Raw genomic sequence first — 14,750 nt, 5'->3', positions numbered from 1 at the left:
GAGCGCCGAGGCGTTCCCTTTTATTTTGATTCGTGTAGAATAGACGTGTAGGAAACAAAGGGGGATTATTTGCCTTGAAAGCTTCTCAAACGATGGACATTACCCAAATCGACGTTCCGTGGATCGCCTCGCTATTAGGTGTCGGCAGTGACGCGAACGACTTTTCGGTCGGCTTTAACGCCTTGATCATCACGGTCATCTTATTGACGTTGCTCGTCTTTAAATTAGGTTTTGCCAAACAACTCGCGTGGTGGAAGGCGCTCATCGTCTACATCATTCTCGCGCTCGGAGCGGGGACGATGGCGCTCGTCTTCTTCACGTGGCCAATCCCGGAAGTATTGCTCGTCATGGCGGTCGTCCTAGCCATTTATCGGGGCCGGCTCTGGTGGAACCGCCGTCAAGACCAAGTCAATGAACCAACCTAAAAAATGGACGTCCCGTTAAAGGGACGTCCATTTTTGTTACCATCTTCGCTTTTGGCGAAACGATGGATATAGGTGGAATTGGCCTGTTGCCGCACGCTCAGCCGTTCGTTCCGTAATGCGTGCATGACATTCTTGGCACATGTACGTTTTAGCAGGTTTATTGCGAAGTCGTTTCGCTTCGAACGACCACGAATCAATCGTATCGACTTTATCACAAAGAGAGCACTTTACGCGCATGGTCTCACCTTCCTCTTCGTTGATTATAGCATGATTTCCAGATAGAAAAGCAGGGAAAGAAGTCATTAAGGGCGAATCCATTTCATATACCCGTTTAAGAAGGAGGGGAGTGCATGGCGAGTAAAGCAACGTTCGAACTTTCCCGGGCGCAACAAGAAACGTTAAACGAGATGCCGTTGACGTTTCTCGTCGCGTTTGATGAAGCGAAGCGGTGGCCGATCACCCACGCCATCAGTTGGGTGCAGGCGACCGATCAACAGACAGTCCGATTTGCCCTGACAAAAAACTCGCATCTCATCACGCTTTTGACAAGCGAAAAGACGGCGGGGCTCATCTTTTTAGAGGACGGTCTCGCTTACAGTGTGACGCTCTCGCACGTCCATGAATTTGAACCGGCTGTAAAACCGGGACTGCACCTGCGTTTTTTTAAAGGTTCGGTCGAAGAAGTCCGCAACATCTCCTTTTACGGGGCGACGTTCGGGCAACCGGACATCGTCAAGACGTACGATATCGAAGCAGCGGAAAAATTGGACCGAGAAGTGAAGGAAAGCTTGAACTCTTGATCACCAACAATTTTCGAGGGGCGGCAAAGCTTATGAAAAAAACGTATGTGCTCGATACGAACGTACTTCTACACGACCCACTCTCACTCTTTCAATTCGATGAGCATGACGTCGTCATCCCGGCCATCGTCCTAGAAGAACTCGATGGAAAAAAACGAAACATGGACGAGCTTGGCCGTAACGCCCGAGAAACGGCGCGTGTGCTTGACCAGCTCCGATCGACCGGCAAACTTCATGACGGGGTGCCGCTCGAGAATGGCGGCCATCTCTTCGTTGAGATCGGTCATGAACATACAGTCGACTTCCCGTTCGACGTCATGACGAATGACAACCGGATTTTGACGGTCGCACTCGGTTTGATGAAACAGTATGAGCATGATCACAACCGGAAAGTCGTGGTCGTCTCAAAAGATATACTGGTCCGTGTCAAAGCGGATGCGATCGGCATCGAAGCCGAAGATTATTTGACAGACCATATCGTCGACACGACGAATTTGTACGCCGGCTATCGCGAGATTGAGGTCGATCAGGCGATAATTGATGAATTCTATCAAGTTCGCCAGCTACCGACGTCGGCTTTTTCAAAAAACCAACTGTACCCGAACTCATTTGTCATCTTAAAGAGTAACGTTTCGAAAGCGAGCGCACTCGCGGTCGTCGATCCGTTACAACCGATCGTTCGACCGTTATCGCTCGACGCCGAGCACGTCTGGGGCATTCATCCGCGGAACGTCCAACAACGAATGGCGCTCGATTTACTACTTCGCGACGATATTCCGTTCGTGACGCTCCTCGGGAAAGCCGGGACCGGGAAGACGCTCCTCGCACTCGCGGCGGGACTTGCCCTCGTCGAGGACGAACGTCGCTTCAACAAGCTCGTCGTGGCGCGTCCGGTCGTGCCGATGGGCAACGACATCGGATACTTGCCGGGTGAGATGGAAGATAAGCTTCGTCCGTGGATGCAGCCGATCTATGACAATCTTGAATTCTTGTTTAATGCCAACTCGAAAGACGAGCTCGGAAATATCCTCGCCGGCATCAAATCGATTCAGCTCGAGGCGCTCACATATATTCGGGGGCGAAGTATGCCGGATCAGTTCATCATCATCGATGAAGCGCAGAACTTGACGAAGCACGAGATCAAGACGATTTTGACCCGGGTCGGGGAGAATTCGAAGATTGTTCTCGTCGGCGATCCGTATCAGATCGATCATCCGTATTTAGATGAATATTCGAACGGGCTCTCGTACGCCGTCGAGCGGTTCAAAGGGCAAAACGTATTCGGTCACGTCCAACTCATCAAAGGCGAACGCTCGTCGCTCGCCCGGTTGGCGGCCGATTTGCTATAGAAATAGACGCCGAGCGTAAGCTCGACGTCTCAGCTTGTTGACCAACATGAACGATATTGCTCGTCTTCCGGCGCCCACGCTTACTGCAGGCAATCCCGGAGCCGCATCGCGACTTGCGTCGCTGCTGGGTCTCCATCGGATTGCTGTCCTGCAAGAGTCGGGGCGCCATCGGACGAGCAACGCAAACGGTCGCCATCTGGCGACCATTTGTCTTTTTCTGAGGCCCCGACAGTCGAAAGAAAAAGCCCGATTTATGTCGGGCAGTTCACTTCGAGGTCTTCGGACATAAAAAAGACGAACCAGATCGCTATTAGCGACCTGGTTCGTTAACAGCCTGAGACGCCGAGCATGAGTTCGACGTCTATTTTGTGTTTGGGTGGAGCAAAACTTGCACGTTCGCTTTCTCAAGAAACGCGTTCGTCAACATGATCAAACCGGTCACGATGAAGAGCGCAGAGAATCCGAAGTGGGCGACGATTTGGGATCCGAACAACGGTCCGAGCAGGTTGCCCATGAACTGGGCCGACTGATTGTAAGAAAAAATGCGTCCGGTCGCGTGACTCGGTGTATGTTTCCTTAGCAGTGACTGCACAGACGGCATGAGTGCCGCGGTCGCGAAACCAAGGCCGAAACGCAACATGACGAGCTGTGTCGTCGACGTCACGAACGCCTGAGGAATCAAGAACGCGGTATAAATGATGAGCGCCCAAAACAAAATCCGTTCCGGCCCGTGGCGGTCTGACAGCCGCCCGAGATGTTGTGCGGACAGGAGGGCGGCCACCCCCGGCGCTGAAGCGACGATTCCCGCGATGAATGCAAGGGAAGTCGTGTACGGGTTCAGTTCGCGGACGTACAGTGTCAACAGTGGCCCGATTGACTGCGTTGAAAACTGAATTAAAAACGTCGTTAAAAACAAGCTGAAGATGAGTTGGGGATGACGGAGCGAGGCGATGATCGACTTTGTCGAATCAAGTCGCTCGCGCGCCACCGGGACGAAATCTTCTTTCACGAACAGGAGTGTGATTAAAAACGTGACGAAGAGTGCGCTACCGGTAAAGAGAAAAACGGGTCGAAGCCCAATCCAATCTGCGAGCAGTCCACCGATCAATGGACCGAGGAGTCCGCCGGTGATACCACCGGTCGACAACGTGCCGAGCGCCCAGCCGCTTTTCTCTTTTGGTGTCTGTGAGATGACGAGAGTGATGCCGGCCGAGATGAATCCGGAGACAGCACCCATGATGAGTCGTAAACCGACGAGTTGATAAACGTCTTGCACGAAGCCGATCAAGAACATGACGACGGCCATTCCGAGGCTCGCCCGAATCAACATGAGCTTGCGCCCTTTCTGGTCAGCGAGTCGGCCCCAAAGCGGGGAGACAATGGCGGCCACGAGGAAAGTGGCGCCGAAAGCGACGGCGGACCAGGTGACGACGTGGTCAGGGTTGGTCACGCCGAGCTCTTCGATAAATAAGGGCAGGAACGGCAAGACGAGGCTCATCGAGGCGGCCGTCAAGAAGCTGCCGATCCAAACGATGATCAAGTTCTTTTTCCATAAAGGTATCGTAAGCGTCACGACCTTTCTGCATAGAGTATATTTCGATATCACACATGTTACACTTTGTGAAGTAAAAAGTCCAAAAAAAAGACGAACGAGATCGCTGATAGCGACCGCGTTCGTCAACAGCCTGAGACGGCGAGCGCCTTCCCATCAGCCATCCGTTCGGACGACGATATGGTCGACTTGACGAATGATTTGGTTGTTGTAGAGTGCATAGACTGGTCCGTCAGCCAACACTTTTCCATCTTGTGAAAACTGAAGATAAATCGAACCGACTTCGGCGAGCGGGATCGTCAATACCGTCTCCCCATAAAAGCTGACATGCGTCGCCGTATTGAGCGGCTCGGCGTTTTGGAGAAATGGTGCGAACGGCATCGCGAACGAGTCACGAAGCGCGGCGTCTTTATCGGCCCGCGACATCGGCTTATTGTGGTCGACGCGCGTCCCTAGTGTCAATCCGTCGTCCCATGCCTTCCCCATTTTGGCATAGTAGGCGTCTGAATCATTCTCGACGGCCTGGTCGAGTTCGTCGACTTTGCGTTTACGTTCGTCAAAAATCCATACAGTCGGGTCAATCGTCAGCGCGTGACGGACCGCTCCATCTAACGGAAAAATCATTGATACTCCCCCTTAACTAGCGATACAATGTATATTATACAGCTCTTCCGTGCAAAAAGGAAAACTGCGAGAAACACGCTTTGAATCTAGACTGTTCATTGAATTATGATGAAATATAATGTACAGTTGAGTTATGACAAACAGTCTGTCATTGTACGGAGGAGGGGTCGTAGTGGCGACAAATTTGGCTGCAGTCCAACGGGAACAGGCGCTTCACTTGCTTGAAGCAGATGCTGAAAAAATCCGTTGCTTGATTGAGGTACAATTAGAAAACTTGAAAATGCCGAAGTGCCCGCTTTATGAAGAGGTACTTGATACACATATGTTCGGTCTGTCGCGCCAAATCGATTTTGCGGTCCGGCTTGGACTTATTTCAGATGTCGAAGGCAAGCAACTGATCGATTCATTGGAACAAAAGTTATCCGCGCTCGCGGAAGCTTCAGAATTATGAACCTTATACTCAAACTGTGCAGGCGGCGCTGTTTGAGTATTTTTTTATAACGGGTTGCGGATTGCTGTACATAAGGAAGTGAAAACATGAAAACTCGGTTTCGGTACTTTGATTTCTCACTGTTCATTGCGGTGCTCTTGCTCGTTGGGATCAGCTCGATCATGATTTACAGCGCCAGTGTTTGGAATCGTGGGGATTACGCGAACAGCGGCTTGTTTTATCGGCAACTGTTCTATGCAGGGTTCGGGATTGTCGTCTATTTGATCGCGACGATGTTCCGGTATGAAAACTTCCGCAAAAAGAACGTGTTGCGAAGCCTGTATGCGCTCTCGGTCATTCTACTGTTTGTCACTTGGGCGATGCCTCCGCTGAACGGTGCCCGGGCTTGGCTCATTATCGGCGGTTTCACGATCCAACCAATCGAGATCGCTAAGTTTGTGTTAATTTTATTGCTCGCCAACTACTACCATCAGTTATGGAATCGTGAACTGACAGGATGGCCGGGCCGAATCGGCCGTGCGGCGATCGAACGGAAAAAGCTACGCGCCCAAATCGGGGCTTTCTTCATCATCCCGGGTTTGTTCTACTTTTTCCCGTATGCCTTCGTCATAAATGGACAGCCTGACCATGGCGGATTGTTCGTCTTAGGGGTAATTATGTTCATGATGTGGTTAGCTGCCGGGGCCCCGCTTCGCATCATCATCCCGGTGATTATTGCTGGAATTGGTTTTGTTTATGCTATGTATACGTTTGTTTTCACAGAAAACCAAGTTAGTCGGATTAACGTCGTCTTCAATCCATTCATGGACCCAGAAGGCTACGGGCATCAACTTCTCATGTCGATCATCTCGATCGTGCATGGGGGATTGACCGGCGTCGGACTTGGGAATAGTTATCAAAAGTATGGCTATTTGCCGGAGCCGGAGACGGACTATATCATGTCGATCATCGCCGAAGAACTTGGCTTTATCGGCGTCCTCGTCGTCTTGGTGTTGCTCTTTTTCATCGCGTTCCGGGCAGTAAATATCGCCAACCATACCGACAGCCATTTTGCGATGTTCGTCTCGTTCGGGATTGCCGCGCAAATCATGGTCCAAACCGGGATCAATATCGGGGCGATGTCGGGCTGGTTCCCGGGTACGGGTGTGACGCTTCCACTCGTCAGTTACGGCGGCACGTCGCTGATCATGACGATGGGAATTCTCGGTGTGCTCAGCAGTATCTCGATGCGTAACCGTCACCGAGAGGCGACACGCCGCGCGGAAATTCGCGAAAAATCAGAAGAAAACGTTCAAAATGCATCACTACATGTAGTAAGGTAAAGATGTATATGTAAACGATTTCCAAAATGGGGGGATTTAGGTTGAAATCAATTAGCAAATTGCTTGTAGCCAACCGTGGAGAGATTGCCATTCGTGTATTTAGGGCAGCCTCAGAATTAGGAATGCGTACTGTCGCCATCTATTCGCAAGAGGATAGTGGATCGTTACATCGTTTTAAAGCCGATGAAGCGTATTTGATCGGTCTCAACAAGAAACCGATCGACGCCTATCTCGACATCGAAGACGTCATTCGAATCGCGAAGCAATCGGGGAGTGACGCGATTCACCCGGGGTACGGTTTCTTATCGGAAAACATTGAACTAGCTCGTCGTTGCCGCGAAGAAGGCATCATCTTCGTCGGACCGGACGAATCGCACCTGCACGCGTTCGGAGATAAAGTTCGGGCTCGTCAAAACGCGATCGCAGCCGGGCTACCGGTCATTCCAGGCTCGAACGGTCCATTGACTTCGTACGAAGACGCGCTCGACTTTGCGAACGTGCATGGTTTCCCGCTCATGGTCAAAGCCTCAATGGGCGGCGGCGGACGCGGTATGCGCGTCATCCGGACCGAGGCTGAGATGAAAGATTTGATTGAACGTGCCAAGTCAGAGGCGAAGCAAGCGTTCGGCTCAGACGAAGTGTACATAGAAAAATTAGTTGAACGTCCGAAGCATATCGAGGTGCAAATTCTCGGGGATGATCACGGGAACATCATCCATTTGTTTGAGCGTGACTGCTCGGTTCAACGTCGTCACCAGAAAGTCGTCGAAGTCGCACCGTGTGTGACGTTGTCGGAGGCGTCTCGTCAAGCAATCTGTGACGCGGCGGTTCAAGTGATGCGTCACGTCGGCTATGTGAACGCAGGGACGGTCGAGTTCCTCGTCACTGAGGATGAGTCGTTCTACTTCATCGAGGTCAACCCACGGATCCAAGTCGAACATACGATCACTGAGATGGTTACTGGGTTCGATATCGTCCAAACACAGCTCATGATCGCCCAAGGCGAGTCGCTTCACGGTGACGTGATTCACATGCCGAAGCAAGAAGATATCAAACTGCTCGGCTATGCGATCCAATCCCGTGTCACGTCGGAAGACCCGGCTAACAACTTCATGCCGGACACAGGGAAAATCATGGCGTATCGTTCGCCAGGCGGTTTTGGGGTTCGTCTCGACGGCGGGAACGCCTATGTCGGGTCTGAAATCTCGCCGTACTACGACTCGCTCCTCGTCAAGCTGTCGACGCATGGGATGACGTTCGAACAAGCGGCAGCGAAGATGGTCCGTAACTTGAACGAGTTCCGGATTCGCGGCATCAAGACGAACATCCCGTTTTTGATCAACGTCATGAAGCACCAAAACTTTATTAGCGGGGACTATAGTACGTCGTTCATCGATGATACACCCGAACTGTTCGTCTTCCCGAAACGGAAAGACCGAGGGACGAAACTCCTCAACTATATCGGGGACGTCACCGTCAACGGATTCCCGGGTGTCGGCTTGAAAGATAAGCCGATCAGCCGCTCGGTCCGAATCCCGCAAAACCTTCCGGCCGAAGCGAAGCCGGGGACGAAACAAATCCTGACAGAACTCGGTCCAGACGGTTTGGCTGACTGGATCAAACGTCAACCAGAGCTGCTCTTGACGGATACGACGATGCGAGACGCCCACCAGTCGCTCCTCGCGACACGGATGCGGACGCAAGACATCTTGAATATCGCCGAGCCGACGAGTAAACTCATGCCAGAACTGTTCTCGGTCGAGGCGTGGGGCGGGGCAACGTTTGACGTCGCCTACCGTTTCCTCTCGGAAGACCCGTGGGTACGTCTCATGCGCCTTCGTGAGAAAATGCCGAACGTCTTGATTCAAATGCTCCTTCGCGGTGCCAACGCCGTCGGGTATAAAAACTATGCTGACAACGTCATCGAGAAGTTCGTCCACGAGGCAGCTTATGCCGGCGTCGACATCTTCCGAATCTTCGACAGCTTGAACAACATTGAATCGATTAAACTCGCGATCGACGCGACGCTGCCGACAGGGAAAGTCGCAGAAGCGGCAATCTGTTACACCGGTGACTTGTATGACGGAAACCGTCCGAAGTATCACTTGCCGTACTACGTCGATCTCGCCAAGCAGCTCGAAGCGAGCGGAGCTCATATTCTTGCGATCAAAGATATGGCTGGCCTCTTAAAACCTGAATCGGCGTATGCGCTCGTGTCGGCACTGAAAGACGCCGTCGACTTGCCGATTCATTTGCACACGCACGACGCTTCGGGGAATGGGATCTTCACTTACGCACGGGCGACTGATGCGGGCGTCGATATCGTCGACGTCGCAGCGAGCTCGATGTCGGGTATGACGTCGCAGCCTTCAGGTGGAAGTTTGATTTACGCACTCGACCATCACGAACGCCAGCCGAAGATCGATGCGAAGCACTACGAAGTCATCAGTGACTACTGGCAAGACGTGCGTCATAACTATGAACCGTTCGAAAGTGACATGCGTGCATCGAATCCATCGGTGTATGAGCATGAGATGCCGGGCGGACAGTATTCGAACTTGCAGCAACAAGCGAAAGCGGTCGGTCTCGGTGACCGCTGGAGTGAAGTGAAGTCGATGTACGCCCGCGTCAACATGTTGTTCGGCGATATCGTCAAAGTGACCCCGTCGTCTAAAGTCGTAGGGGACATGGCGCTCTTCATGGTCCAACATAACTTGAGCGAACAGGACGTCATCGAACGAGGAAATCAACTCGATTTCCCAGACTCGGTCGTCGAGATGATGCGCGGTGAGCTCGGGTCACCTCCAGGAGGGTTCCCGAAAGACGTCCAACAAGCGATTCTCAAAGGTGAGGCGCCGCTCGAGGTCCGTCCGGGTAAACTGATCAAGCCGTACGACTTTGAAGCGGCTCAAACGAAGTTATTTGAGAAGCTCGAACGTCCGGTGACGGACTTTGAACTGCTCGCGAACGCGCTTTATCCGAAAGTGTTCGAGGACTATGTGACCCATACGAACACGTACGGTGACGTCTCGGTGCTTGACACGTTGACGTTCTTCTATGGATTGAACGTCGGCGAGACGATTCAAGTCGAAATCGAGACAGGGAAGACGCTCATCATCAAGCTCGTTCAAGTGAGCGCTGCGAACGAAGACGGAATCCGCCTCGTCTCGTATGAGATGAACGGCGTACCACGTGAAATCGAGATTAAAGACGTCAACGTGAAGTCGGCGACGACGAGCCGACCGAAAGTGGAACGCTCGAATTCGAAACAAGTCGGGGCCTCGATGCCTGGTTCGGTCTTGAAAGTACTCGTCGAACCAGGAAGCCGGGTCCATCGTGGGGAGCAACTTCTCGTCACTGAGGCGATGAAGATGGAGACGACGATCCAAGCCGCACAAGACGGTGAGATTAAAGCGATCCATATTAAAGAAGGCGACACAATCCAAAGTGACGACTTGTTGATTGAATTTGTATAATCAAAAGAAGCATAGCCAAGCTATGCTTCTTTTTTAGATAGGGAGTGGGAAAGATGAGACGAGTATGTTGGTTCCGGTCAGATTTTCGATTAAGTGACAACCATATGTTACACCGGGTCTTGAAAGATGCCTCAGGTGACGATGACATCGAGTTCGTCTTTTGGCTCAATCCGAAATACTGCGAGCCGTTCGAGACGAGACACGATTATTTTTTCGCGACGATGAAGCAGTTCATGCAGGAGCTCGCCGATCAAGAGATCGGGCTTCGCACCATTGTTGCCAACTCAGCGGAAGCGTTTGTCGAGCAGCTCGGACGACCCGACGCGCTTTATTTTAACGCTGAGTATGTCGAGCCGTTCAAACAACGTGACGATGCGGTCATCGAAGCGCTCGGGGGAGACGTGTTAGTCATCCGTTTACTCGACCGTCATTTATTCGCCCCGAACGCGTTCACGAAAAAAGACGGTACTCCGTATAAAGTGTATACGCCATTCAAAAAAGCGGTGTACGCTGAGACGCCGCCACAACCGTACGACGTCGACGTCGCTCGATTGAAACAACTCGCGACGAAGCAACATGAACTACCTGATGAATTGAAACAGCAGTTTGACCGGTGTGAACGTTCGTGGAAAGCGCTCGGAGAGGAAGCGGCTATGAAACGGTTACGCGATTTTGTGGAACACCGGGTGACGAGTTACGCTGAAGACCGTGACATCCCGGCGACCGCCGGGACGAGCCGGCTGTCACCGTATTTACGGACCGGTGTGTTGTCGATTCGTACGGTCGCAGCAGCCGTCCTCGAGGCGCGGCAGTCAACAGGACGTGACACGTATTACGATGAGTTATTGTGGCGCGAGTTCTACTATATGATCATGGTCCAGTTTCCGGGACTGAAAGACCGGCCGTTCAACGATAAATATAAACATCTCGACTGGGAAGACAATGACGACCAGTTTGAGAAATGGTGCCGTGGCGAGACCGGGTATCCGATCGTCGACGCGGCGATGCGTCAATTGAACGAGACCGGTTGGATGCACAACCGGCTCCGGATGATCGTCGCTTCGTTTTTGACGAAACATCTGTTGATCGACTGGCGCAAAGGCGAGCGCTACTTCGAACGGAAGTTGATCGACTACGAGGCCGCCTCGAACATCGGCGGATGGCAATGGGCCGCTTCGGTCGGAACGGACGCCGTGCCGTATTTCCGAATCTTTAATCCGACGATCCAGTCGGAGAAGTTCGACGCGGACGGGACGTTTATCCGCAAATATGTAACCGAGTTGGCTGACGTTGACAGGAAAGCGATCCACTTTCCGGACCCGTCAGATCGGGACGGTTATATCGAACCGATCGTCGATCATAAGGCGGCGCGTGCAAGGGCACTCGAGCGGTTCAAGGGCGTGCAGTGACAAATAGGCATACAAAAAGGAGCGGTCGCCCGCTCCTTTTTGTGATTCGTGATTTAGTTTGATTCGTCAGACCGTTTCTTTTCGAGCTGCGTCTACCGCTCGATTGGTGCTTCGATACGCATGGTACGCCAAGTACGAGATGATCCCGAAGTAGCACGTGATCAAGAAAGCGTGCAAGAGCGGTACATATGTGGCGTGGCCGCCAAGGACGATCCATGCACCCGTGCCGACTTGAAGCATGATGAAGAATAGTGAGGCCCACATGCCCCGTTCGACGAGACGGTTCGTTTCGCGTCGGGCCAAATAAAGGACGTAGAGCGTGTAGAAGACGAGGAGTGCCGCCATGATGCGATGCCCCATTTGAACGTATGATTCGAACGTCCACACGTTTTGCTCACAGATCGGCCAACCGACACAGGCGTATGTCGCACCGAGGTGTCTGACGTAAGCTCCTGTGTAGACGACGACCATCGTGTAAATCGTCAACCCGTACAAGTGAATCTTTAGTTTTTCGGATACCGCTTTGTGTACCCGTTCACCTTCGAATAAAAGAATCGTCAGGATGAGCAGGGACGCAAACGAGACGAGCGAGATCCCGAAATGGAGCGCGAGAATCGCGTCCGACTGTTGCCAGATGACGGCTCCGGCGCCGATGATCGATTGGATCAACATGAAAATGAACGCTAGGAACGCGAACACTTTGACATCGAATCGATTTTTGACGACCGTGAACGTCCAAATCGTCAAGGCGATGATGAGGAGTCCCTCAATCCCTGACACGACGCGGTGACTGTATTCGATCATCGTCTCGACGCTCGGGTTCGTCGGGATCAGTTTCCCGTGACAGAGCGGCCAGTCCGTCCCGCAACCGTCACCTGAGTCGGTTTTCGTAACAGTACCGCCCATGATCAAGACGAGCATCATACCGAGGGTGACGAGGCTTGAGAATAGTGCGAGTTTTTTATGCATTCGTTTCCACCTGCTTTTTGAGAAAAATCACTAGAATTGTGCCTTGTATGTTTTTATTTTTTTCGCCATACTTATTATACGGCTTTAGTCCGGAAAAACGAAACGGAAAAGCTTGCAATCGCTATCAAAATCGTTATCCTAGTATTAGTACAGGAATTTTACTGTGACAATTATCACACGTTCGCCATAAAAAACTCGCTATTTTACAAGCATAAACGACGTATTCTTTTTGGAAATATGGTATCTTTGTAATGAGTTAGGTGTACTTTGTTCATATTGTGTTTTTTCTGTGAAAAGAATACGAGGATTTCGTGATTATGTGGGGGGGTCAGCATGACAAAAGTCAACCCGGGAACAGTGGCAGAAGTAGACTATACAGAATCCGCCGCCTCGTTCCGTGACTATGTTGCTTTGGCAAAAATGGGAATCGTACGCGCTAACCTTTTGTTAGTGTTCGCCGGTTTCTTTGTGGCAACAACATACCAGAGTGACACGCCAGTGCTTTATTTGTTTGAAGTTTGGCCACAGCTCTTATTAACGATGTTAGGAAGCGCGCTCGTCATTTCCGGGAGTTGTTACCTAAACAACTTCGTGGACCGTGATATCGACTACTTGATGGGACGTACAGACAATCGACCGAGTGTCACCGGTAAAATTTCAGGGGAGCGCATTTTACTTCTCGGACTTACGCAACTTGCGGTCGGGACATTGCTTTTATTGATCGTGTCGTACGTAGCAGCAGTCTTCGGTTTAATCGGGGCATTTTTTTATGTCGTTATTTATACGATGTGGCTAAAACGGACACATACGTTGAACACGGTCGTCGGCAGTATCTCCGGAGCGGTTCCACCGCTGATCGGATGGGCCGCGATTGACCCGGCGCTTCATATCGACGCCTGGCTCATGTTCCTCGTCATGTTCTTGTGGCAACCGCCACATTTCCTCGCGCTCGCGATGCGACGCGTTGAGGAATACCGGGCGGCAGGCATTCCGATGCTGCCCGTTGTAAACGGCTTCGCGATCACCAAGCGGCAAATCATTTGGTGGATTGCGACGCTCATTCCAGCATCGCTCTTGTTTATGCATTACGGTACGGTCTACGTGATCATTGCGGCCGGTCTTGGGGGCTACTGGTTATATCTCGGTTTGAAAGGGTTTAAAGCCGAAGATGAGATCAAGTGGGCTAACAAAATGTTCTTTTATTCATTAATTTATTTAGTCGTGTGGATTGTCGCACTCATGCTGACGGCACTGCCTTCGTCATGACGGCACTTTGGTAATCGCACTCACTATATAGAAACCATTGCACATCATTTTGGGAGAAAGTGGGGATTGTTGTGAAATCATTTAAGAAGCTTCTGTTTGGCATCGTCCCGATGATGATGTTCGCGCTGCTATTGTCAGGGTGCGGCGTAGAGGGATTGTCTGCATTGAAGCCGATGGGAGAAGGCGCTGAAATTCAGCTCCGGATCATTCTCATCAGTTTGGCAATCATGCTCTTTGTACTTGTCATCGTAACGGTCATTTACGTGTACGTGCTCATGAAATTCCGTCGGAAAGATGAATCGATTCCGAAGCAAGTGGAAGGTAGCAGCACGCTCGAGATGATTTGGACAGTCGTTCCAATCATCTTGCTCATCATTCTCGCTGTTCCGACAATCACAACGACTGTCGAACTCGCGAAAGCGAAAGAAGCGAAAAAAGAAGAAGAAATTAACGTTACAGCCAACCTGTACTGGTGGGAGTTCGAATATCCGAACGCTGGTGTTGTCACAGGACAAGAACTTGTCATCCCGGTCGGTAAACGGGTCGGTATCAACTTGACATCAAAAGACGTCATTCACTCGTTCTGGGTACCGGCTTTGTCTGGTAAGACGGATACGAACCCAGGGTTAGATAACGAGATGTGGTTGCATGCGAACGAAGCAGGTACGTTCTACGGTAAATGTGCCGAGCTTTGCGGACCATCGCACGCGCTCATGGACTTCAAAGTCATCGCCCTCGAGCAAGCTGATTACGATCAGTGGCTCGAAGACATGAAAGCGAAGCAAGACGAGAACACAGAAAACCTTGTCGCCGACAATCAAAACTTGACGACAGGTGAGCAAGTGTACGTCGAAAGCTGCTTGAGCTGCCACGGTGGCGGTAAAGTCGCGCCGAGCTTGACGAACTTCGGTGACCGCGAGTGGTTGGCGGGTTACCTCGAAAACAACGAAGAAAAGTTGAAAGAATGGATTCGTGATCCACAAGCATTAAAACAAGGCGCGCTCATGCCTGGCTTCAGTGAAGGCCAAATCAGTGATGAAGAGTTAGATGCACTCGTTGACTTCTTGTACGATCAGAAGATTGACTAACGGGAAAAGGGGGATTTCA

The 14,750-nt window shown here is 51.4% G+C and carries 13 protein-coding genes; 9 read left to right on the top strand and 4 right to left on the bottom strand.

Going from position 1 to position 14,750, the window contains the following annotated elements:
- The first annotated feature begins 74 nt into the window (after positions 1-74).
- A complete protein-coding gene (locus tag EVJ21_RS02975; RefSeq protein WP_236633741.1) occupies positions 75-425 on the top strand; it encodes a YlaH-like family protein in 351 nt (116 codons plus the stop codon).
- A gap of 36 nt (positions 426-461) precedes the next feature.
- Here EVJ21_RS02975 and EVJ21_RS02970 read toward each other — a convergent pair whose 3' ends face one another.
- Positions 462-662 (bottom strand): YlaI family protein, encoded by a 201-nt coding sequence (locus EVJ21_RS02970; protein WP_083273976.1) that lies wholly within the window; start codon positions 660-662, stop codon positions 462-464.
- A gap of 113 nt (positions 663-775) precedes the next feature.
- Between EVJ21_RS02970 and EVJ21_RS02965 the strand changes: the two genes are divergently transcribed.
- Both EVJ21_RS02965 and EVJ21_RS02960 read left to right on the top strand, forming a co-directional pair.
- Positions 776-1,225 carry a PNPOx family protein gene (locus EVJ21_RS02965; protein WP_070327586.1) on the top strand — a complete coding sequence of 150 codons (450 nt, stop codon included), beginning with the start codon at positions 776-778 and terminating at the stop codon, positions 1,223-1,225.
- A 32-nt stretch (positions 1,226-1,257) separates the two neighbouring features.
- Positions 1,258-2,574 (top strand): PhoH family protein, encoded by a 1,317-nt coding sequence (locus EVJ21_RS02960; protein ID WP_016509526.1) that lies wholly within the window; start codon positions 1,258-1,260, stop codon positions 2,572-2,574.
- Positions 2,575-2,935: 361 nt separating this feature from the next.
- Here EVJ21_RS02960 and EVJ21_RS02955 read toward each other — a convergent pair whose 3' ends face one another.
- Both EVJ21_RS02955 and EVJ21_RS02950 read right to left on the bottom strand, forming a co-directional pair.
- The gene (locus EVJ21_RS02955) at positions 2,936-4,135 is read right to left on the bottom strand and encodes a multidrug efflux MFS transporter (protein ID WP_070327957.1); all 1,200 of its coding nucleotides are present in this window, start codon (positions 4,133-4,135) and stop codon (positions 2,936-2,938) included.
- Positions 4,136-4,282: 147 nt separating this feature from the next.
- Positions 4,283-4,750, bottom strand: a complete 468-nt coding sequence (locus EVJ21_RS02950) for a hypothetical protein (RefSeq protein WP_070327585.1) — start codon at positions 4,748-4,750, stop codon at positions 4,283-4,285.
- A gap of 172 nt (positions 4,751-4,922) precedes the next feature.
- Here EVJ21_RS02950 and EVJ21_RS02945 point away from each other — a divergent pair, with 172 nt between their 5' ends.
- From EVJ21_RS02945 to EVJ21_RS02930, 4 genes are all read left to right on the top strand, one after another.
- On the top strand, positions 4,923-5,201 hold the full coding sequence (locus EVJ21_RS02945; RefSeq protein WP_070327584.1) for an Fpa/YlaN family protein: 279 nt from the start codon (positions 4,923-4,925) through the stop codon (positions 5,199-5,201).
- 86 nt (positions 5,202-5,287) lie between these two features.
- A complete protein-coding gene (locus EVJ21_RS02940) occupies positions 5,288-6,523 on the top strand; it encodes an FtsW/RodA/SpoVE family cell cycle protein (RefSeq protein ID WP_131465356.1) in 1,236 nt (411 codons plus the stop codon).
- A gap of 26 nt (positions 6,524-6,549) precedes the next feature.
- Entirely contained in the window at positions 6,550-9,999 is a 3,450-nt protein-coding gene (locus tag EVJ21_RS02935) for a pyruvate carboxylase (RefSeq protein WP_131465354.1), read from the top strand.
- A gap of 53 nt (positions 10,000-10,052) precedes the next feature.
- A complete protein-coding gene (locus tag EVJ21_RS02930; RefSeq protein WP_131489863.1) occupies positions 10,053-11,408 on the top strand; it encodes a cryptochrome/photolyase family protein in 1,356 nt (451 codons plus the stop codon).
- Between the two features lie 66 nt (positions 11,409-11,474).
- Here EVJ21_RS02930 and EVJ21_RS02925 read toward each other — a convergent pair whose 3' ends face one another.
- On the bottom strand, positions 11,475-12,377 hold the full coding sequence (locus EVJ21_RS02925) for a COX15/CtaA family protein (RefSeq protein ID WP_071399536.1): 903 nt from the start codon (positions 12,375-12,377) through the stop codon (positions 11,475-11,477).
- Between the two features lie 333 nt (positions 12,378-12,710).
- On the opposite strand from EVJ21_RS02925, the gene cyoE reads away from it, so the two are divergent.
- Entirely contained in the window at positions 12,711-13,643 is a 933-nt protein-coding gene (cyoE, locus tag EVJ21_RS02920) for a heme o synthase (RefSeq protein WP_070327579.1), read from the top strand.
- A 110-nt stretch (positions 13,644-13,753) separates the two neighbouring features.
- The gene (coxB, locus tag EVJ21_RS02915; protein WP_070327956.1) at positions 13,754-14,731 is read left to right on the top strand and encodes a cytochrome c oxidase subunit II; all 978 of its coding nucleotides are present in this window, start codon (positions 13,754-13,756) and stop codon (positions 14,729-14,731) included.
- The last annotated feature ends 19 nt before the right edge of the window (positions 14,732-14,750 follow it).

The sequence above is a fragment of the Exiguobacterium sp. SH0S2 genome (genome assembly GCF_004337185.1).
In the GTDB taxonomy this organism is placed as follows: Bacteria; Bacillota; Bacilli; order Exiguobacteriales; family Exiguobacteriaceae; genus Exiguobacterium; species Exiguobacterium aurantiacum_A.
Note: the sequence above shows the minus strand (reverse complement) of the source record. Positions and strands in the feature narration are given on the sequence as shown.

Bases quoted from the DNA above. Each gene is read 5' to 3' on its own strand.
- EVJ21_RS02925 (WP_071399536.1), bottom strand. From the start codon at position 12,377: ATGCATAAAAAACTCGCACTATTCTCAAGCCTCGTCACCCTCGGTATG.
- EVJ21_RS02940 (WP_131465356.1), top strand. From the start codon at position 5,288: ATGAAAACTCGGTTTCGGTACTTTGATTTCTCACTGTTCATTGCGGTG.
- EVJ21_RS02960 (WP_016509526.1), top strand. From the start codon at position 1,258: ATGAAAAAAACGTATGTGCTCGATACGAACGTACTTCTACACGACCCA.
- cyoE (WP_070327579.1), top strand. From the start codon at position 12,711: ATGACAAAAGTCAACCCGGGAACAGTGGCAGAAGTAGACTATACAGAA.
- EVJ21_RS02965 (WP_070327586.1), top strand. From the start codon at position 776: ATGGCGAGTAAAGCAACGTTCGAACTTTCCCGGGCGCAACAAGAAACG.
- EVJ21_RS02970 (WP_083273976.1), bottom strand. From the start codon at position 662: ATGCGCGTAAAGTGCTCTCTTTGTGATAAAGTCGATACGATTGATTCG.
- EVJ21_RS02935 (WP_131465354.1), top strand. From the start codon at position 6,550: ATGGGGGGATTTAGGTTGAAATCAATTAGCAAATTGCTTGTAGCCAAC.
- EVJ21_RS02930 (WP_131489863.1), top strand. From the start codon at position 10,053: ATGAGACGAGTATGTTGGTTCCGGTCAGATTTTCGATTAAGTGACAAC.
- EVJ21_RS02950 (WP_070327585.1), bottom strand. From the start codon at position 4,750: ATGATTTTTCCGTTAGATGGAGCGGTCCGTCACGCGCTGACGATTGAC.
- coxB (WP_070327956.1), top strand. From the start codon at position 13,754: ATGATGATGTTCGCGCTGCTATTGTCAGGGTGCGGCGTAGAGGGATTG.